This is a genomic window from Comamonas sp. w2-DMI (genome assembly GCF_040187735.1).
In the GTDB taxonomy this organism is placed as follows: Bacteria; Pseudomonadota; Gammaproteobacteria; order Burkholderiales; family Burkholderiaceae_C; genus Comamonas; species Comamonas terrae.
In genome coordinates this window covers 171,373-189,812 of the sequence record NZ_JBANEL010000004.1, presented here as the reverse complement: position 1 = coordinate 189,812, position 18,440 = coordinate 171,373, and the positions used below count along the sequence as shown (strand labels likewise).

Sequence of the window (18,440 nt, the reverse complement as noted above, 5' to 3'; positions counted from 1 at the left end):
CGCAAGGGCTTACTGGAAGGCCACTTCGTCGAAGCTGCGCAGCTTGCGGCTGTGCAGGCGGTCCGAGCCGCCTTCGCGCAGTATGTCCACCGCCCGCATGCCGATGCGCAGATGCTGGTCCACGCGCTCGCGGTAGAAGTGGTTCGCCATGCCGGGAAGCTTGATCTCGCCGTGCAGCGGCTTGTCGCTCACGCACAGCAGCGTGCCGTAGGGCACGCGGAAGCGGAAGCCATTGGCCGCGATGGTGGCGCTCTCCATGTCCAGCGCCACGGCGCGGCTCTGGCTGAAGCGGCGCTGGGGCAGGTTGTCGGGCAGCAGCTCCCAGTTGCGGTTGTCGGTGCTGGCCACGGTGCCGGTGCGCATGATGCGCTTGAGATCGGCCCGCTCCATCTGCGTGACATCGGCCACGGCCTGCTGCAGTGCCACCTGGATCTCGGCCAGCGCGGGGATCGGCACCCACAGCGGCAGCTCCTCGTCCAGCACATGGTCCTCGCGCACATAGGCATGGGCCAGCACATAGTCGCCCAGCTGCTGGCTGTTGCGCAGGCCCGCGCAGTGGCCCAGCATCATCCAGGCATGCGGGCGCAGCACGGCGATGTGGTCGGTGATGGTCTTGGCATTGGCCGGGCCCACGCCGATGTTGACCATGGTGATGCCGCTGTGGTCGGCGCGCACCAGGTGGTAGCCGGGCATCTGCGGCAGGCGCGGCGGAGCGGCGCCCAGTTCGTCCACCGTTTCTGCCGGCAGCCCCTTGCGGCGCGTGACCACGTTGCCGGGCTCGATGAAGGCGATGTATTCGCTGTTCTCGTTGGCCATCTCGGCATGGCCCAGGCGGATGAATTCGTCGATGTAGAACTGGTAGTTGGTGAACAGCACGAAGTTCTGGAACCACTCGGGCGCCGTGCCCGTGTAGTGGCGCAGGCGGTGCAGCGAGTAGTCCACGCGCGGCGCGGTGAACAGCGACAGCGGCAGGGCCTCGCCGGGCTGGGCGCGCCAGGTGCCGTTGGCGATGCCGTCGTCCATGGACTCCAGGTCCGGCAGGTCGAACACGTCGCGCATGAGCAGGCGCCGCTCGGCCGAGAGCGTGCCTTCCACATAGTCGTTGTCGGCGAACGAGAAATGGATGGGAATGGGCTTGTCGCTCAGGCCCACTTCCAGCGGCACGCCGTGGTGCTGGATGAGCAGGCGGAACTGGTCGCCATAGTAATGGGCGAACAGGTCGGGACGCGTGAGCGTGGCTTCGTAGGTGCCCGGGCCTTCGACGAAGCCGTAGGTGAGCTTGGTGTCGGCCCGCGCCACGGTGGTGGTCTTCAGGCGCACGAACGGGTAGTAGGCATGCACGGGAGCGACCGGGGTCTCCCCGGCCACGAAGCGCTGCATGGCCGAGCGCAGGTGCTCGATCTGTTCGCGATAAAGCTGCTGCACATGCTCGAGCGCCTGCTGCGCATCGGTGTGCATGGTGGTGCTGGTTCTAAGCGAGGAGGCTGGGGTATGCAGGGTCATGCACTATTTTCTTCAGGACTTGTGAAGGTGTTGCGACATCCAGGCCTGGGTCTGGTCGGCCGGCAACGGTCGGGAAATCAGATAGCCTTGCGCCGTCGTGCAGTGCAGGCTGCGCAGCAGGTCGAGCTGCTCCTGCGTCTCCACGCCTTCGGCTACGATCTGCAGGTGAAGGCTGTGGCTCATCTGCACGATGGCGTTGACGATGGCCGTGGCGTCCGCGTCGCGCGGCACGTCGGTGACGAAAGAGCGGTCGATCTTGAGCTTGTCGATGGGGTGGCGGCGCAGGTAGGCCAGGGAAGAATAGCCGGTGCCGAAATCGTCGATGGCCAGGCTCACGCCCAGTGCCTTGAGCGCGTGCAGGGTGTCGGACATCTGTCCGCCGGATTGCATCAGTGTGGATTCCGTCAGCTCGATGTGCAGGTAGCGCGCCTCGAGCCCTGTTTCCCACAGGGCTTCGGCCACATCCCGGGCCACGTCGCGCTGGAGGAATTCCTGCGCGGAAAGATTGATGGCCACCGGCACCACGGGAAAGCCGGCATCCTGCCAGACCTTGACCTGGCGGCAGGCTTCGCGCAGCACCCAGCGGCCGACTTCGGAGATCATGCCCAGGTCTTCCGCCAGGCCGATGAATTCGTTCGGATAGACCAGGCCCCGCTGCGGATGGCGCCAGCGCACCAGCGCTTCCAGGCCCGTCAGCGTGCCGTCAGCGGTGGCGATCTGCGGCTGGTAGTGCAGTTCCAGCTCGCCTTGCTCCACGGCGCGGCGCAGCAGCTGCTCCTGCATCAGCATCCGGGTGGAGCGGCTCTCCAGCGTGGAGGTATAGAACTGGAAGGATCTGCGCCCGATGTCCTTGGCCATGTGCATGGCGGCCTCGGCATTGCCCAGCAGCATCTCGGGCGTGTCGCCGTTGCCGGGGAACATGGCAATGCCCATGCTCAGCGACACCACGAACTGGGTGCCGTCGATGTCGCAGGGCGCTTCGATGGCCTGGCACAGACGGGTGGCCATGGCTTCGGCCTCCTGCGGGGTCGGGTCGCCGGTCAGCACCGCCACGAAATCGTCGCCGCCCATGCGGGCGACGATATCCTGGGCGCGGACCGTGGCGCTCAGGCGCCGTGCCACTTCGCACAGCAGCAGGTCGCCCGCATGGTGGCTCAGCGAGTCGTTGACGGCCTTGAAATGGTCGATGTCGATTGACAGAATGGCCAGCCTTTCCTGCCGGACCGTGGCCTGCGCAAGCGCATTCTTCATGAGCTGGTTCAGGCGGGCCCGGTTGGGCAGCCGGGTCAGCAGGTCGTGCTGCGCCAAGAAGTCCATGTGCTCCTGCACCTGCCGGCTGGCGGTCAGGTCGCGCAGCAGCACGATGCGCGAATCGCGCTCCGCACCCGGCATGGATTTGCCCTCCACCTCCACCGGAATATGGCGCCCGCTCTTGTGCACGATCATGGACTCATAGCAGTCCTCGCCGCCGCTGCGGCCGTGCTCCAGGGCCTGGGCGCGGTATTCGGGGGCGATGTATTCCAGCACGTGGCGTCCGCGCAGCGCGTCCAGCGGATAGCCGGTCAGCCGGGCCAGGGCATCGTTGCCGTCCATGATGATGCCGCCCTGGTGCACCACGATGGCCTCGGTGGTGATCTCGGCGAACTTGCGCATGCGCTCTTCGCTGGCCCGCATCTGCTGGGCCATGCGGTAGTGGTGGCTGACGTCCGTGACCAAGGCCACCAGGCCCTTGAATTCGCCGTTGTCGATGTGGGGGCGCAGCACGGTTTCCAGGTATTGCGTCTCTCCCGTGTCGCGCTCCACCTTGCGCGTGTAGCGCACGGACTGCCGGTCCACGAGCACGCGCGGGAAATAGGCCTGCACTTCCTGCCAGACGGCATCGCCGGCGATTTCCTGCACGGTCCGGCCCACGATGCTCTGTATCGTGAAGCCGAAGTAACTGGCATAGCTGGCGTTGGCGAAGCGGCAGCGCAGCGTCCTGGCATCGAAATAGGCCAGCAGGGCGGGCGTGGTGTCCGCGATCAGTTGCAATATGGAGTCGCTGTCTTTCATGGGCTGCGCCTCCTCAGCCGATTGAATTTATTGCGAGATCATGGCTTTTTATCAGAACGGCATGCCGCTGATACAAATGTTTACCCAACTGCGTTCTTTGCACCAGCATTTTTTCGCATGCGGGCAGGCGCGCCAGCATGCGAGTTGCCCGGGTTCTTGCCATGAAAAATATCCGATGATGTCTCATATGACGCTTTCATCATTCTCCTCCCCGGATCCTGACGACTGGATGCAGCCCCACAAGCTGCTGCGCCTGTCTGTGGTGGTGGCCGTGGTCACCATTGTGCTCAAGACGCTGGCCTGGTGGCTGACAGGCTCGGTCGGGCTGCTGTCCGATGCGCTGGAATCCTTCGTGAACCTCGCCGGCGCCATGTTCGCATTGACCATGGTCACCGTGGCCAAGCGGCCTGCCGATACCGAGCATCCCTACGGGCACCACAAGGCCGAATACTTTTCGGCCGGCTTCGAGGGGGTGCTGGTCATAGGCGCGAGCCTGGCCATTGCCTGGGCGGCGCTGTCGCGCCTGTGGAATCCGCAGCCGCTGGAGCAGCTGAGCTGGGGCCTGGTGCTGTCGCTGGTCAGCACGGGGTTCAACGGCCTGCTGGCCTGGGTCATGCTGCGCTCGGCGCGCAAATACCGCTCCATGGCGCTGATCGGCGATGCCAAGCACCTGTTCGCCGATGTCTGGACTTCGGTGGGCGTTGTCGGAGGGCTGCTGGCCGCGGCCTGGACCGGCTGGCTGTGGCTGGATGCGCTGGTGGCCCTGGGCGTGGCGGCCCACATCTGCGTGCAGGGCGCGCAGCTGGTCTGGCAGTCCTCGCAGGGGTTGATGGACCAGGCGCTGGGCGCGCCCCAGCGCCTGAAGATCGACACGCTGCTGGACGGCTATGCCCGGAGCGTCGATGGCGTGGTCTTCGACAATGTCTCGAGCCGCCAGGCCGGCGAGCGCAGCTTTGTCGACCTGCACATGCATGTGCCCGGCCAGTGGAGCGTGCAGCGCGCGGCACAATTGCGCACCGAGATCGAGGCGGCGCTGCTGCAGGCCGTGCCCGGCCTGTACGCGCGCATCGAGGTGTTGCCGCTGGGCATGGCCACGGCCAGCGAGACGGCGGCCGAACCCGCCGCGGCTGCGGCGGAACCGGATGCCCAGGCCGCGGCGCCAGGGCAGGTGTGAAAAGATTCCAACAGGTGGGGTGGCATGATCAGTGTGATACAGCGCGTGCGCAGCGCGCGGGTGGAAGTCGAAGGCCGGATCACCGGGCGGATAGAGCAGGGCTTGCTGGCCCTGGTCTGCGCCGAGCGCGGCGACAGCGAGCAGGAGGCCGACAGGCTGCTGGCCAAGCTGCTCAAGCTGCGCATCTTCCAGGACGAGGCCGGCAAGATGAACCGCAGCGTGCAGGATGTGGCGGGCGGCCTGCTGGTCGTGAGCCAGTTCACGCTGGCCGCGGACACGCGCGGCGGCAACCGGCCGAGCTTCACCGGCGCGGCGGTGCCCGAAGAGGGGCGTCGCCTGTATGAGTACTTCGTGGATCGGGCGCGGCAGATGCATCCGCTGGTGCAGACCGGCGAATTCGCGGCCGACATGCAGGTGCATCTGGTCAACGACGGTCCTGTGACCATTCCATTGCGCATCGAGCCCTCCGCCCTGGCATGACAGGCTCTTTCACTTGCCGAATCCATCCATGAACAACTTCCGCAACCGTTCCCTGCTTGCCATCGCATTGGCGGCTTCCCTGGCCTGCGGCCTGCCGGCCCATGCACAGACGCTGAAGAAGCCCGCGCTCGAGGCGCTGCTGGCCAAGCCTGCCCCGGCCAGCTTCGCTGCCTTTGCGCAGCAGGCCGCCCAGGCCCAGCCCTCGGTGGCCGCCGCCGTCAAGCGCTATACCGGCGGCGAGGCGCTGGCAGGCGACGAGCTGGCCGACATCGCCCGCCTGCTGGGCGCCTACGCCCGGCTCACGCAGGAAGCTGCGGTGCTTGCCAGCCTGCAGCGCATGGTGGCCCTGCCCACGGTGCGCGACGCCAAGGTGCCGCCGCACGAGAGCCCGGCCATCCTCGACTTCGGCAAGCTGGTCGAGTCCATGGCCCGCGACTTCGGCTTGCGCTACCGCAACGTGGACAACCGCATTTTCGAAGTGACCTTGCCCGCGACCGTGGCAGGAAAGGGCGGCGAGGAGTTCGGCATCCTCACCCATGCCGACGTGGTGCCGGTGGTGCCCGCCGAATGGGTGCTGGACGGCAGGCAGATCAACCCCTTCGAGGTCACGCGCGTGGGCGACCGGCTCTACGGCCGCGGCACCATCGACGACAAGGGCTCGATCGCCACCGTGCTGCACGCGATGAAGGCCGTCAAGGACAGCGGCCTGCCGCTGGCGCGCGGCATCCGCCTGATGATCGAGACCACCGAGGAGACCGGCGGCGACGCGATGAAGTACTACCAGGCCAGGACCCGGCTGCCCGAGTACAACATCGTGCTCGACAGCAAGTACCCGGCCGTGGTCGCCGAGAAGGGCTCGGGCGCGCTCAAGGCGGTGTTCGCCGCTGTACCCGTGGATACGTCTGCCGATGCCGCCAGACCCGCCATCATCGCCATGGCGGGCGCGGCCTCGGCCAATGCCATCGCGCAGACGGCCACCGCCACCATCTCGGCCGGCGATGCGGCGGCGCTCGCCGCCGTGGCGCAGCGCCTGAACGAGGCGAAGGACGCATTCATCGCCGAGCACCAGGCCCAAGGCAAGTTCGCCATCGAGGTGCAGCCGGGCAGCGGCGCCGTCACCGTCAAGGTCACCGGCACCTCGGCCCATGGCTCGCGCCCCGAAGAGGGCGTGAACCCCGTGCCGCGCCTGGCGCTGTTCCTGCAGCAGACGCTGATGCCCGCGCAGGAAGCGGCGCTGGTGCAGACCAACCAGTACAGCCAAGCCGTGCGCTACATCAACGGCGTGTTCGGCCTCGACTACTTCGGCAGGCAGCTGGGCGTCGCCTATGCCGACGACTTCATGGGCCCGCTCACGCTGTCGCCCAATCTCATCCAGGCCGTGGATGGCAAGCTCGAAGTCACCGCCAACGTGCGCATGCCGCGCGGCAAGACGCCCGAGCAGCTGCGCGCCGAGGTCGAGCAGGGCATCGCCCGCTGGAGCGAGGCCGCCAAGGTGCCGGTGGCGGTGCAGTACACCCAGGGCAACTGGATGGCGCGCGACCCGAAGGGCGCCTGGCTGGCCACGCTGCTCAACATCTTCGGCGATACCACCGGCCTCGATGCCAAGCCCGTGCCCACGGCCGGCAGCACCACCGCCAAGCTCATGCCCAACGCCATCAACTTCGGCCCCGCCATGCCCGGCAAGAAGTACACGGCCCACAACGCGCTCGAATACCAGGAACTGCCCGACCTGCGCACCGACATGCAGATGTTCACCGAGATGCTGGTGCGCATCGGGAATCTGCAGCAGATGCAGTGAAGGTCTTGTGTGAGGTGCATGGCCAGGCGAACCCAGTCCCGGGATAATTCAGCCCCATGAATACCTCCTCCGGCGCCGCCAAGGCCACTGACCCCGCCGCTTTTTCGGCGCTGACCCTGTCTGCCGAAATGCTGGCCAATCTGCAGCAGCTCGGCTATGCGCAGATGACGCCCATCCAGGCCGCCAGCCTGCCGCTCACGCTGCAGGGCAAGGACCTGATCGCCCAGGCCAGCACGGGCAGCGGCAAGACCGCGGCCTTCGGCCTGCCCATGGTCGAGCGCCTGAACCCGCGCTGGTTTGCCGTGCAGGGCCTGGTGCTGTGCCCCACGCGCGAGCTGGCCGACCAGGTGGCCACCGAAATCCGCCGCCTGGCGCGCGCGCAGGACAACATCAAGGTCGTCACCGTCTATGGCGGCGTGCCTTCGCGCAACCAGATCGCTTCACTGGAAAATGGCGCCCACATCGTGGTCGGCACGCCGGGCCGCGTGATGGACCTGATGGAGCGCGGCAAGCTCGATATCGGCCATCTCAAGACCCTGGTGCTGGACGAAGCCGACCGCATGCTGGACATGGGTTTCCTGGGCGACATCGAGACCGTGGTGCGCCAGTGCCCGGCCGAGCGCCAGACCTTGCTGTTCTCCGCCACCTATCCCGAAGGCATTGCCGGCCTGGCCCAGCGCTTCATGCGTGATCCGCAGACGGTCAAGGTCGCGGCGCAGCACAGCGCGGGCAAGATCGCGCAGCGCTGGTACGAGGTGGAAGCGCGCGAGAAGGTCGACGTGGTGGCGCGCCTGCTGGCGCATTTCCGCCCCGAGTCGACGATCGCTTTCTGCAACACCAAGCAGCAATGCCGCGATGTGGTGGCCGCATTGCAGGCCCAGGGCTTCAGCGCGCTGGCGCTGTTCGGGGAGCTGGAGCAGCGCGAGCGCGACGAAGTGCTGGTGCAGTTCGCCAACAAAAGCTGCAGCGTGCTGGTCGCCACCGACGTGGCGGCACGCGGCCTCGACATTGCCGACCTGTCGGCCGTCATCAACGTGGATGTCACGCCCGACCCCGAAGTCCATATCCACCGCATCGGCCGAACGGGCCGCGGCGATGCCGAGGGCCTGGCGCTGAATCTGGTCAGCATGGACGAGATGGGCAGCGTGGGCAAGATCGAGCAGCTGCAGGGCCGCGCTTCCGAGTTCCATCCCGTGGCCGAACTCACGCCCACCGCCGGCGGCGAGCTGCTGCCGCCCATGATGACCATCCAGATCATCGGCGGACGCAAGGAAAAGATCCGCGCGGGCGACGTGATGGGAGCCATGTGCGCCGACTTCGGCTATGCGCGCGAGCAGATCGGCAAGATCAGCGTCAACGATTTCTCCACCTATGTGGCCGTGGACCGCAGGATCGCTTCGGCAGCCTGCGCCAAGCTCAATGCGGGTCGCGTCAAGGGCAAGAGCGTGAAGGCGCGCCTGCTGTAAAAAGGACCCCGTCAGCCTCCCCGATGCAGCCAAGCGCGGGCTGCCCATCAAAAAGCCTTCTTCCATGCGAGAAGGCTTTTTTGTTGCGGCAATCCTGGACAGCAGCGGAAGCCGGAAAAAAGTACCACTAATTCTTTTTTGATATTAAAAAATTAGAAAACGATATTTTGAAGAATAAGCAGTTGTTTTGACAATCGCTCCTTCGCCAAGGAGTTTGCCGTGAACCTGCCCCGTTTTCTGAATCGCACCGCTTGGGTCCTGCTGGCCGCAACCTGCGTGCAGGGCGCGGCCATGGCCCAGCAGCCGGAATTTCCGGCGCGCCCCGTCAAGCTGGTGGTGGCCAACGGCGCGGGCAGCGTGCCCGACCTGCTGGCACGCCAGGTGGGCAGCCTGGTTTCCAGGGAGTGGAAGCAGGCCGTGGTGGTGGAGAACAAGGGCGCGGCCGGCGGTGTCGCGGCCGTGGATGCCGTGGTCAGGGCGCCTGCCGACGGCCATACCCTGCTGGTCGGCGGCGACAGCGCCATCACCATCATGCCCAATGTGCAGCGCAACCTGCCCTATGACGTCAGGAACGATCTGGTGCCGGTGACCAAGCTGGGCCAGTCCGATTTCGTGCTGGTGGCCAACCCGCGCAAGGGCTACAGGACGCTCAAGGAATTCGTGGCCTTTGCCAAGGCGCATCCGGGCCAGGTCAACTATGCCTCGTCGGGCACCGGCGGCGCGCAGCACCTGGCCATGGAACAGTTCAAGCAGCGCGCCGGATTCTTTGCCACGCATATTCCCTATCGCGGCGGCCCCCAGGGCCTGCAGGACGTGCTGGCCGGCCAGGTCGATGTGATGCTGGTGGCCGTGGCGCCCGCACTGGCGCAGATCCAGAGCGGCAAGCTCACGGCGCTGGCGGTCTCGGGGCTGCAGCGCCACCCCTTGCTGCCCCAGGTGCAGACCCTGGCCGAGACCTACAAGGGCTTCGAGGCCGGTGCCTGGTTCGGCCTGTTCGCGCCCAAGGGCACGCCGGCTGCCGTGGTCCAGGCCGTGGCCCGCGATACCGACCGTGCCCTGAAGGACCCGGAACTGCGCCAGGCCTTGCTGCAGCAGGGCATCACGCCCGTGGGCGAAGGCCAGCAGGTCTTTGCCCGGCAGATCCGCAGCGACGATGTGCGCGTGGCGCAGCTGGTACGCGCCATCGGCCTGAGTGTGGAGTAGGCGCCGTTTCGCACCGCCAAAAAAGCGGCCTTGAGGCCGCTTTTTCTTTGCTCGCGCCGGAGGGGATCAGAAGCTGTAGCGCAGGCCGACCGAGATTTCGCTGGAAGTCAGCCTGGCGCGCATCTGCTCGTCCTGCAGGCGGCGCACGTTGGCGAAGTTGTTGGCGCCGCTTTGGGTCTTGCCCATGTCGACATAGCGCCATCCCAGGTCGATGCTGACTTTCCGGGCAGGCGAATAGGTGACGCCAAAGCCCACCGCGTACGCCAGATTGTTCTGGGAGTCGCCGAAGTACTGGCGGCCCGGATTGCCCTGCCAGCCGCTGGACTGCAGATGGGCCAGGCCCAGGCCGGCCGTGCCGTACAGCGAGAACCGGGCGTTCAAGGGGAAGTCCTTGTACGCATTGACCATCAGGCGCTGCGAGCGGATCTTGTGGTGGTTGAAGCTGGTCGGGAAGTTGGTGGAGCCGCTGGTGAACTCGTTGTTCCTGGGCAGGGTGTACTCGGCTTCCACGCGCCAGTTCGACGGCAGCCGATAGCCCAGGGCCAGAGAGGCGCCCGTGGCGGTATGCGAGTCGTCGCCGGGCACGAACCGGCCCAGGCCGGGGCGGGCACTGGAATCCATGTCGTGGGCCTTGTAGCGTGCGGAATTGATCCGCAGGGCGCCGTAGTAGCTGTCGTCGGCACAGGCGCCGCCGGCGGCGGCCAGGATCAGCAGGGGGGCGATGTGTTGAAATTTCACGAAAAAATCCTCTATCTCTTTGGAGCCGCTAACACAACCCTTGATACGTCGTTACTTCGCCTTGCCGTACTTTTGAACTGTCTGCGGCTTCGTGCCTCGTCTCAACCGCAAACCTGCGGTTTGCTGGGTCGTGTTAGCAGCTTTTGCTAAGACTTGCGCAAAAAAGGTCGCCCCAAGGCTGTTGCCTTGAGGCGAAGCTCTTGCTTGGACCCAATTTGCGCAGGTCGTTTTACTTCAGCAGGTCCTGCACCTTGGCCAGGGCGGCCTGGCCGCACTGGTCGTCCAGGTGGCCGCCGGGTGCACCGGCCACGCCCACGGCGCCGATCACTTCGTTGCCCGCCTTCACGGGCACGCCGCCGCCCAGCAGCAGGAAGCCGGGGATGTCGGTCAGGTTGGCCGCGCCGGCGTTCTTCTGGGCGTTTTCCATGATGGCAAGCGTTGGCGCCTTGGCCGATGCCGAGGTGAAGGCCTTCCGGAAGCTGGCTTCCACGGTATGGGGGCCGGCGTTGTCGGCACGCTGCACGGCGCGCACGCCACCTGCGCGGTCCACCACGGTGGCGGTCACGGCATAGCCGTTGGCGGTGCAGGCGGCCACGGTCTGGGCGGCGATCTGGTTGGCCAGCTCCAGCGACATGTTCTTTTCCGTGCGCACGGCCTGGGCGTTGGCGGTGCCTGCGGCCAGGGCGGCCAGGGTCAGTGCGGCGAGAGTCAGGGTGCGTTTCATGCGTTTTCTCCGGGTGGATGGGTATGAACGCAACTGTAGAAAAGCGCCGCGCCGGCGCCAATGCGGCCGGCTACGCGCACCGCTCCGTAGAACTACGGAGCGGTGTCCTCGACCAGGGCCGCGTAGCGCCGGATGAGTTGGGCCAGCGAGTCGGCCTCCAGCTTGGCGAACAGGTTGGCGCGGTGGGTCTCCACCGTGCGCGGCGAAAGCGCCAGCGCGCGGCCGATCTCCTTGTTGGTGAGCCCTTCCACGATCAGGCCCAGCACCTCGCGCTCGCGGCCCGAGAGCTGGGCATAGCGCTCGCGCGCCTGCCGGTCGGCCTGGTGGCGCTCGCGCGAGCGCACATGCTGGCGCACGGCGGCCTGCAGCGCTTCGATGAGCAGCTCGTCATCCACGGGTTTTTCGAGGAATTCCGCTGCGCCGGCCTTGAAGGCGCGGCGGCACATCTCCACCGTGCCGTGGCCCGTGAGCATGATCACGGGCTGGTCCACCCCTTGCGCGGCCAGCATGTCCAGCACCGCCAGCCCGCTGGTGCCGGGCATACGCACGTCCAGCACGATGGCGCCCACGTCGCTGCGCTCGAATTGCGCGAGAAAGTCCTGTGGATCGGCCCAGGCCTGCACGCGCAGGCCCACCGTGCCTATGAGCAGCGCCAGGCTGTCGCGCACGGCGGCATCGTCGTCCACGAGGTGGATCAGGGGCGAGAGGGAAGAGGTCATGGTGCGTTCATGGCTGGTGGGCCAGCGGCAGCAGCAGGTGGAATTCGGCGCCCGCCCCGTCTGCGGCAGCGGGCGGCGCCAGCGAAAGTTCGCCGCCCATGGCCTGGGCCAGGCTTTCCGACAGCGACAGGCCCAGCCCCAGGCCGCCCGGGCGCGTGGTGTAGAACGGGGTGAACAGGCGCGCGCGCGCCTCGGGCGCCACGCCGGGGCCGGTGTCGCGCACGCTCAGCAGCACCCGGCTGCCCTGCTGGACCAGGGCCAGCCGCAGGCGGCGCTGGCCCGCCTCGGACTGTTCCATGGCCTGCAGCGCGTTCATCACCAGGTTGTGGATGATCTGCTGCAGCGCCACGGGTTCGGCGCGCACGGCCGGAAGGTCGGCGGGCGCATCCACCTGCACGGCAATGCCGCGGCGGCGCAGCTCGGGCTCCAGCAGGTGCAGGGCATCGTGCACGGCGGCGGGCAGGGCCAGGGACTGGGCCTGTCCCGAGAGATCGGGCCGCTCCACCACGCGGCGCAGCCGCCCCACGACGGCGCTGGCGCGCCGTGCCTGGGCCACGGCCTGGCCCATGGCATGGCGCGCGGTGTCCAGGTCCGGCTCCTCCTCGTCCAGCAGGCGCTGTGCGGCCTGGGTACTGGCCAGCAGTGCGGTCAGCGGCTGGTTGAGTTCGTGCGCCATGCCGGCGGCCAGCTCGCCCAGCTGGTTGAGCCGGGCCACCTGGCCCAGCCGCAGCAGCTCCTCGGCACGGCGCGCGGCCACGCGCTGGCGCAGCAGGGTGCGCAGCGCGGCCAGTGCCGTGGCGCTGGCCGCTGCCCAGGCCAGCATGGGTCCCCAGGGCAGCTCGCTCCAGCCCACGTCGCGTTCGAGCACCACGTCGAACGGCTGGCTCTGCGAAGCCAGCAGCTTGTGGAAGTCGTAGTGCCAGCCATGCGCGAGGCGCCGTCCCGCCTGCACGCCAAAGGCATGGCCCTGGTATTGGAGCCGTACGCGTACCGGACTGGTCTGCGCGTCCATGGGCCATTCGTCCCAGGGGATGGTGGCATGCAGGTCCAGCAGCAGGGCGTGGTCGGCCGCCTGGTCCGCCAGGCCTGCGAGCGCCAGCCACGCCCGGCCCCGGGGCAGGTCGGCCTGGGCCAGTTCGGCATGGCCGCTGTGGCGTGAGCGTGCCTCGGCCGCATCCAGCGCGGAGCCCAGGGCCGCGGGCAGGTCTGCAGGCCAGGCACTGCCCGGCAGGCGGCGCAGCACCTGGGCGATCTGAGGATAGGCCGCGGGCAGTCGCGGCAGCGGCATGGCAATGCTGCTGCCCTGGCCTTCGGCGGGTGGCTGCAGCAGCGGCAGCATGGCCATCACCGCATCGTGCTGCACCGCGCGCTGGCTCAGCAGCCTGTGCACGATGCGTGCATCCGTGACGAACGCATCCTCCAGTGCCAGCAGCCGCGCATGGACAAGCCAGCCGGCGCCCACGGCAGCCACCAGGGCCCAGGCCAGCAGCCAGGCCAGGGCGCGACGCCAGTGGGACAGGGTCATGGCCGGAATCCGCCGCCTATTTGGCGTAGGGGTCCTGGAAGCCGAGCTCCTGCATGATTTCGGTCTCGTAGGCTTCCATTTCCTCGGCATCCTCCTCGCTGGTCTCGTGGTCCCAGCCCTGGGCGTGCAGGGTGCCGTGCACCAGCAGGTGGGCGTAGTGCTCTTCGAGCGATTTGTTCTGCTCCCTGGCCTCGCGCTCGACCACGGGTGCGCACAGCACCAGGTCGGCCATCACGGTGGGGTCCTGCTGGTAGTCGAAGGTCAGCACATTGGTCGCGTAGTCCTTGTGGCGGTACTCGCGGTTCAGGCTCCGGCCTTCCTCGGCATCGACGATGCGCACCGTGATTTCGGCATCCACGGCCAGCGCGTGGCGGATCCAGCGCGTGACCTTGCTGCGGGACAGCACGGCGCGGTGGGCGCCCGCTTCGGGGAAGCGGGCAAATTGCAGGGACAGTTGCAGCTGGTTCAGGGTCATTTTGGCTTGTGGCGCTTGTCCGGCAAGCGCAGTAAGCTATGAAATTGGGAGTGAAGGCCTGCGTCGGCAGTGTGCTCCAGGGCGCCGCCAGGAAGCGAGCTTCCCGCTTCGGCCCGATTTGCGCAAGCCGTGCGCAGGGCTCAGAGTTCTTCCGCGGAAGGCAGGGGCCGGGCCGTGCGCGTGCGGTGCCTGGGCGCCGAGGTGCCTTCGGAGACGCGGCCACGCGCATCGTAGGCGTCCACGATGCGGGCCACCAGCGGGTGGCGCACCACATCGGCGCTGGTGAAGTGGTTGATGGCGATGCCCTTGACGCGACGCAGCACGCGCTCGGCGTCGATGAGGCCGCTGGGCATTCCCTTGGGCAGGTCGATCTGGCTCACGTCGCCCGTGACCACGGCCCGGGAGCCGAAGCCTATGCGCGTGAGGAACATCTTCATCTGCTCGGGCGTGGTGTTCTGGGCTTCGTCGAGGATCACGAAGGCATTGTTGAGCGTGCGTCCGCGCATGAAGGCCAGCGGCGCGATCTCCAGCACATTGCGCTCGAAGGCCTTCTGCACGCGGTCGTAGCCCATGAGGTCGTAGAGCGCGTCGTACAGCGGCCGCAGATAGGGGTCCACCTTCTGCGTCAGGTCGCCCGGCAGAAAGCCCAGGCGCTCGCCGGCCTCCACGGCCGGGCGGGTGAGCACGATGCGCTGCACATTGCTGCGCTCCAGCGCATCCACGGCGCAGGCCACGGCCAGATAGGTCTTGCCCGTGCCTGCGGGGCCGATGCCGAAGGTGATGTCGTGGACGGCAATGCTTTCCAGGTACTGCACCTGGTTGGGCGTGCGCGCGCGCAGGTCGGCGCGGCGCGTGGACAGCTGGGGCGTGTCCAGGGGGGCCTCGATCAGGTCGGTGTCGCCGGCCAGCATCAGCTGCAGCGTATCCTCGGCGATCGCATCGTCGGCCATCTCGTACAGGGCCTGCAGCAGCTCCAGCGCATCATTGGCTTTGGCCTTGGGGCCGTCGATCTTGAACTGCTCGTGGCGGTGGGCGATCTTGACGCCCATGGCGATCTCGATGGTGCGCAGGTGCGCATCCGCCGGGCCGCACAGATGGGACAGGCGCGTATTGTTGTGGGGTGTGAATGTGTGGCGCAGGATCACGCGGATAATTCCAATGAAGATTGGCCCCCGCCTGGCTTGCTGTGCGCAGCCGCCGCCTCCGTATCCAAGCATGCGGGGGCGCTTCTCGTCTTGGGGTGGCCCGGCGATGAAAAAGCCGCCGAAGAATTCGCCAATTGGCGGCAAAGGATTTCAATGATAGGCAAATTGACAGGGACCTTGCTGGAAAAAAACCCGCCTGAGGTGCTGGTGGACTGCGGCGGCGTGGGCTACGAGGTGCAGGTGCCCATGAGCACCTTCTACAACCTGCCCGCCATGGGAAGCAAGGTGGCCCTGCTGACGCACTTCGTGGTGCGCGAGGACGCGCAGCTGCTGTTCGGCTTCGGCACGGCGCGTGAGCGCCAGACTTTCCGCGAGCTCATCAAGATCACCGGCATCGGCCCGCGCATGGCGCTGGCCGTGCTCAGCGGCATGAGCGTGGACGATCTGGCCGATGCCGTGTCCCAGCAGGAGGCCGGCCGCCTGGTCAAGGTGCCGGGCATCGGCAAGAAGACCGCCGAGCGCCTGCTGCTGGAGCTCAAGGGCAAGATCGGCGCCGATACGGGTGCGCAGTCGCTGTTTGCCCACAACAACGACCAGAATGACATCCTGCAGGCGCTGATGGCGCTGGGCTATTCGGACAAGGAAGCCTCGGCCGCGCTCAAGAAGCTGCCGCCCGACGTGGGCGTGAGCGAAGGCATCAAGCTGGCGCTGAAGGCGCTGACGAAGTAGCGCCTGGCGAGCGGGCTTATTTGCCGGTCAGCTGCTTGACTGCTGCCTGGGTGCGCTCCACATGCTCCAGCGGGTCGGAGCCCACGTGCACGAACTTGATCTTGCCGTCCTGGCCGATCACATAGGAAATGCGGTCGGCCCGCTCGGGATTGGCCGCGGCGGCCGCGTCATAGGCCTTGATGGTGGCGGCCCCGGGGTCCGACGCCACGGCGAACTGGTCGCGGCAGGCTTCGGTTGAAAAGTGCTTGAGCGTGGCGATGTCGTCGTGCGACATGCCCACCACGGTGGCGCCCATGGCCGCAAAGCGCGGCGTGGCCTCGGCAAACGCATGGGCTTCGAGCGTGCAGCCCTGGGTGAAGGCCTTGGGGAAGAAGTACAGCACCACCGGTCCCTTCTTCAGGGCTGCGGCCATGTCGAACGCGAAGGCCTTGCCGGCCACGGCGGCCTCGGTATGGAGCAGGGGGGCGCTTTCTCCCGGCTTGAGCGTGGCCTGGGCCGACAGCGAGAGCAGGGCGGCCAGCAGCAGGGCAGCGGGCCGGAGTGGAACGTGTGCAGGCATGGCGGATTCTGGCAGTGCGAAGGGCTTCCATTGTGCGCTTGCCGCATGTCCGGCGGCGATGGCAATTTGAGCCCCGTGGGGGATATGGTGGCCGGCCCCGGGGCATGGCCGTGCGGCACGGCACAATCTGGGACATGACGATTCATGTGGACGACTTCGCCGCCAGCCCTTCCCCTGCCAAGCCCCTGCGCGAGCCTCCGGGCGGCGCCGCAGGCGCCGCGCCGCGCATGGTGTCGGCCGGGCCGGCCTCGACGGGCGAGGAGGCGCTGGAGCGTGCCCTGCGCCCCAAGCTGCTCGACGAATACGTGGGCCAGGCCAAGGCCCGCGAACAGCTGGAAATCTTCATCGGCGCGGCCCGCAAGCGCAGCGAGGCGCTGGACCATGTGCTGCTGTTCGGCCCGCCGGGCCTGGGCAAGACCACATTGAGCCACATCATTGCGGCCGAACTGGGCGTGAACTTGCGCCAGACCAGCGGCCCGGTGCTGGAAAAGCCCAAGGACCTGGCGGCGCTGCTGACCAACCTCGAGCCCAACGACGTGCTCTTCATCGACGAGATCCACCGCCTCTCGCCCGTGGTCGAGGAAATCCTCTATCCGGCGCTGGAGGACTACCAGATCGACATCATGATCGGCGAGGGGCCGGCCGCGCGCTCCATCAAGCTCGACCTGCAGCCCTTCACGCTGGTGGGCGCCACCACGCGCGCCGGCATGCTGACCAATCCGCTGCGCGACCGCTTCGGCATCGTGGCGCGGCTGGAGTTCTATACCTCGGAGGAGCTGGCCCGCATCGTGCGCCGCAGCGCCGGCCTGCTGGGTGCGCCGATTGACGACGAAGGCTGCTTCGAGATCGCGCGCCGCTCGCGCGGCACGCCGCGCATCGCCAACCGCCTGCTGCGCCGCGTGCGCGACTATGCCGATGTCAAGGGCGACGGCCGCATCACGCGCGAACTGGCCGACAAGGCCCTGGCCATGCTGGATGTGGACCCGCAGGGCTTCGACATCATGGACCGCAAGCTGCTCGAAGCCGTGGTGCACCGCTTCGACGGCGGCCCCGTGGGCCTGGACAACATCGCGGCCAGCATCGGCGAGGAGTCGGGCACCATCGAGGACGTGATCGAGCCCTATCTGATCCAGCAGGGATTTCTGCAGCGCACGCCGCGCGGCCGCATGGCCACCCAGGCCGCCTACCGCCACCTGGGCCTGCCCGTCCCCGGGGACGATCCGGCCGTGTAAGCAGGGCAGCGACGCAAAAAAACCGGCACGCCCCAAGCGAGAGACGGCGAGCAAGGGCTAGGCGGCCCCGCCGCCGCGAGCAAAGGCCGTCGTCCCCCTGGGGGAAGCCGCGCAGCGGCTCAGGAGGTCAATTGCTCTGCGGCCCGGCGCTCCAGAACGCCTGCAGCACGCCGGGCAGCGCCTCGATCTGCGTGACCACCTGGTCCAGTTCCTCGGCATGCACGGCCGTGGCGAAGAGCTCGGCCTCGATTTCGGTGTTGTGCGGGTGGATTTCGTGCTTTTCCACCGTGCGCACCGGGTAGTTGGCCGCTTCCAGCAGCTCCTGCATGCCCTCGCGCACATCGGCCTGGGCGGCCTGCTGGCAGATCACGTACACATAGTAGGTGGCCTCGCTGGCATGCTCGGCCACCGGATGGCGGTTGATGTAGTTGACCACGGGGCGCAGCAAGGTGTTGCTGGCCAGCACGAACAGCGTGGCGATGCCGGCCTCGGGCAGCAGGCCCGCGCCCGCGCAGGCGCCCACGGCCGCCGAGCCCCACAGCGTGGCCGCGGTGTTCAGCCCCGTGATGTTGGCGCCTTCCTTCATGATGGCGCCGGCGCCGAGAAAGCCCACGCCGGAGACCACATAGGAGATCACGCGCGTGGCGCCATCCGCGCCCGAGACACGCATGGCCAGGTCCACGAACACGGCCGCGCCCACGGCCACCAGGGTGTTGGTGCGCAGGCCTGCCGTACGCTGGCGTATCTGGCGCTCCAGGCCGATGATGCTGCCGCAGACAAAGGCCACGAGGAGGCACAGCACCGTGTTCAGCGTGGCCAGCAGATGGAAGTTCTGTAGGGATTGCATGCAGTTCTGGTTGTTTTTGTCGGTAGGTCTGTGAAGCCGGGGACGGTCGGCAAAGAGCCGTCCCCGGCTCG

General features: G+C 67.4%; 17 protein-coding genes. 7 read left to right on the top strand and 10 right to left on the bottom strand.

Annotated elements, in window-relative coordinates; translation table 11 throughout:
• Positions 1-9 precede the first annotated feature (9 nt).
• Both V8Z74_RS06635 and V8Z74_RS06630 read right to left on the bottom strand, forming a co-directional pair.
• Positions 10-1,458, bottom strand: a complete 1,449-nt coding sequence (locus tag V8Z74_RS06635; RefSeq protein WP_066475837.1) for an AMP nucleosidase — start codon at positions 1,456-1,458, stop codon at positions 10-12.
• Positions 1,459-1,515: 57 nt separating this feature from the next.
• Positions 1,516-3,555: a putative bifunctional diguanylate cyclase/phosphodiesterase gene (locus V8Z74_RS06630; protein WP_066475840.1), complete on the bottom strand. Its 2,040-nt coding sequence runs from the start codon at positions 3,553-3,555 to the stop codon at positions 1,516-1,518.
• A gap of 178 nt (positions 3,556-3,733) precedes the next feature.
• Between V8Z74_RS06630 and V8Z74_RS06625 the strand changes: the two genes are divergently transcribed.
• The 5 genes from V8Z74_RS06625 (at position 3,734) to V8Z74_RS06605 (ending at position 9,676) form a co-directional block, all read left to right on the top strand.
• A complete protein-coding gene (locus V8Z74_RS06625) occupies positions 3,734-4,729 on the top strand; it encodes a cation diffusion facilitator family transporter (protein ID WP_066476196.1) in 996 nt (331 codons plus the stop codon).
• Positions 4,730-4,753: 24 nt separating this feature from the next.
• The gene (gene dtd, locus V8Z74_RS06620; RefSeq protein WP_349708618.1) at positions 4,754-5,209 is read left to right on the top strand and encodes a D-aminoacyl-tRNA deacylase; all 456 of its coding nucleotides are present in this window, start codon (positions 4,754-4,756) and stop codon (positions 5,207-5,209) included.
• A 28-nt stretch (positions 5,210-5,237) separates the two neighbouring features.
• A complete protein-coding gene (locus tag V8Z74_RS06615) occupies positions 5,238-7,007 on the top strand; it encodes a dipeptidase (RefSeq protein ID WP_349708617.1) in 1,770 nt (589 codons plus the stop codon).
• 56 nt (positions 7,008-7,063) lie between these two features.
• Positions 7,064-8,473, top strand: a complete 1,410-nt coding sequence (gene dbpA / locus V8Z74_RS06610) for an ATP-dependent RNA helicase DbpA (RefSeq protein ID WP_349708616.1) — start codon at positions 7,064-7,066, stop codon at positions 8,471-8,473.
• A gap of 219 nt (positions 8,474-8,692) precedes the next feature.
• Positions 8,693-9,676 (top strand): Bug family tripartite tricarboxylate transporter substrate binding protein, encoded by a 984-nt coding sequence (locus V8Z74_RS06605; protein WP_349708615.1) that lies wholly within the window; start codon positions 8,693-8,695, stop codon positions 9,674-9,676.
• Positions 9,677-9,742: 66 nt separating this feature from the next.
• Here V8Z74_RS06605 and V8Z74_RS06600 read toward each other — a convergent pair whose 3' ends face one another.
• The 6 genes from V8Z74_RS06600 to V8Z74_RS06575 form a co-directional block, all read right to left on the bottom strand.
• Positions 9,743-10,414, bottom strand: coding sequence for an outer membrane protein (locus V8Z74_RS06600; protein ID WP_349708614.1), 672 nt, complete (start codon positions 10,412-10,414; stop codon positions 9,743-9,745).
• Between the two features lie 229 nt (positions 10,415-10,643).
• Positions 10,644-11,138 carry a GlcG/HbpS family heme-binding protein gene (locus tag V8Z74_RS06595; protein WP_066475852.1) on the bottom strand — a complete coding sequence of 165 codons (495 nt, stop codon included), beginning with the start codon at positions 11,136-11,138 and terminating at the stop codon, positions 10,644-10,646.
• 92 nt (positions 11,139-11,230) lie between these two features.
• Complete coding sequence (locus tag V8Z74_RS06590) at positions 11,231-11,857, bottom strand: response regulator transcription factor (protein ID WP_066475855.1); 627 nt, start codon at positions 11,855-11,857, stop codon at positions 11,231-11,233.
• A 7-nt stretch (positions 11,858-11,864) separates the two neighbouring features.
• Positions 11,865-13,382 (bottom strand): sensor histidine kinase, encoded by a 1,518-nt coding sequence (locus V8Z74_RS06585; RefSeq protein ID WP_349708613.1) that lies wholly within the window; start codon positions 13,380-13,382, stop codon positions 11,865-11,867.
• 16 nt (positions 13,383-13,398) lie between these two features.
• Entirely contained in the window at positions 13,399-13,857 is a 459-nt protein-coding gene (gene ybeY, locus V8Z74_RS06580; protein WP_066475857.1) for an rRNA maturation RNase YbeY, read from the bottom strand.
• Between the two features lie 140 nt (positions 13,858-13,997).
• A complete protein-coding gene (locus V8Z74_RS06575) occupies positions 13,998-15,002 on the bottom strand; it encodes a PhoH family protein (RefSeq protein WP_066475859.1) in 1,005 nt (334 codons plus the stop codon).
• Positions 15,003-15,155: 153 nt separating this feature from the next.
• On the opposite strand from V8Z74_RS06575, the gene ruvA reads away from it, so the two are divergent.
• Positions 15,156-15,731, top strand: a complete 576-nt coding sequence (gene ruvA, locus V8Z74_RS06570) for a Holliday junction branch migration protein RuvA (protein ID WP_349708612.1) — start codon at positions 15,156-15,158, stop codon at positions 15,729-15,731.
• A 16-nt stretch (positions 15,732-15,747) separates the two neighbouring features.
• Here ruvA and V8Z74_RS06565 read toward each other — a convergent pair whose 3' ends face one another.
• Positions 15,748-16,290, bottom strand: coding sequence for a peroxiredoxin (locus tag V8Z74_RS06565; protein ID WP_349708611.1), 543 nt, complete (start codon positions 16,288-16,290; stop codon positions 15,748-15,750).
• A 134-nt stretch (positions 16,291-16,424) separates the two neighbouring features.
• Here V8Z74_RS06565 and ruvB point away from each other — a divergent pair, with 134 nt between their 5' ends.
• Entirely contained in the window at positions 16,425-17,522 is a 1,098-nt protein-coding gene (gene ruvB / locus V8Z74_RS06560; protein WP_349708610.1) for a Holliday junction branch migration DNA helicase RuvB, read from the top strand.
• 127 nt (positions 17,523-17,649) lie between these two features.
• Here ruvB and V8Z74_RS06555 read toward each other — a convergent pair whose 3' ends face one another.
• On the bottom strand, positions 17,650-18,369 hold the full coding sequence (locus V8Z74_RS06555; protein ID WP_066475866.1) for an MgtC/SapB family protein: 720 nt from the start codon (positions 18,367-18,369) through the stop codon (positions 17,650-17,652).
• Positions 18,370-18,440 lie beyond the last annotated feature (71 nt).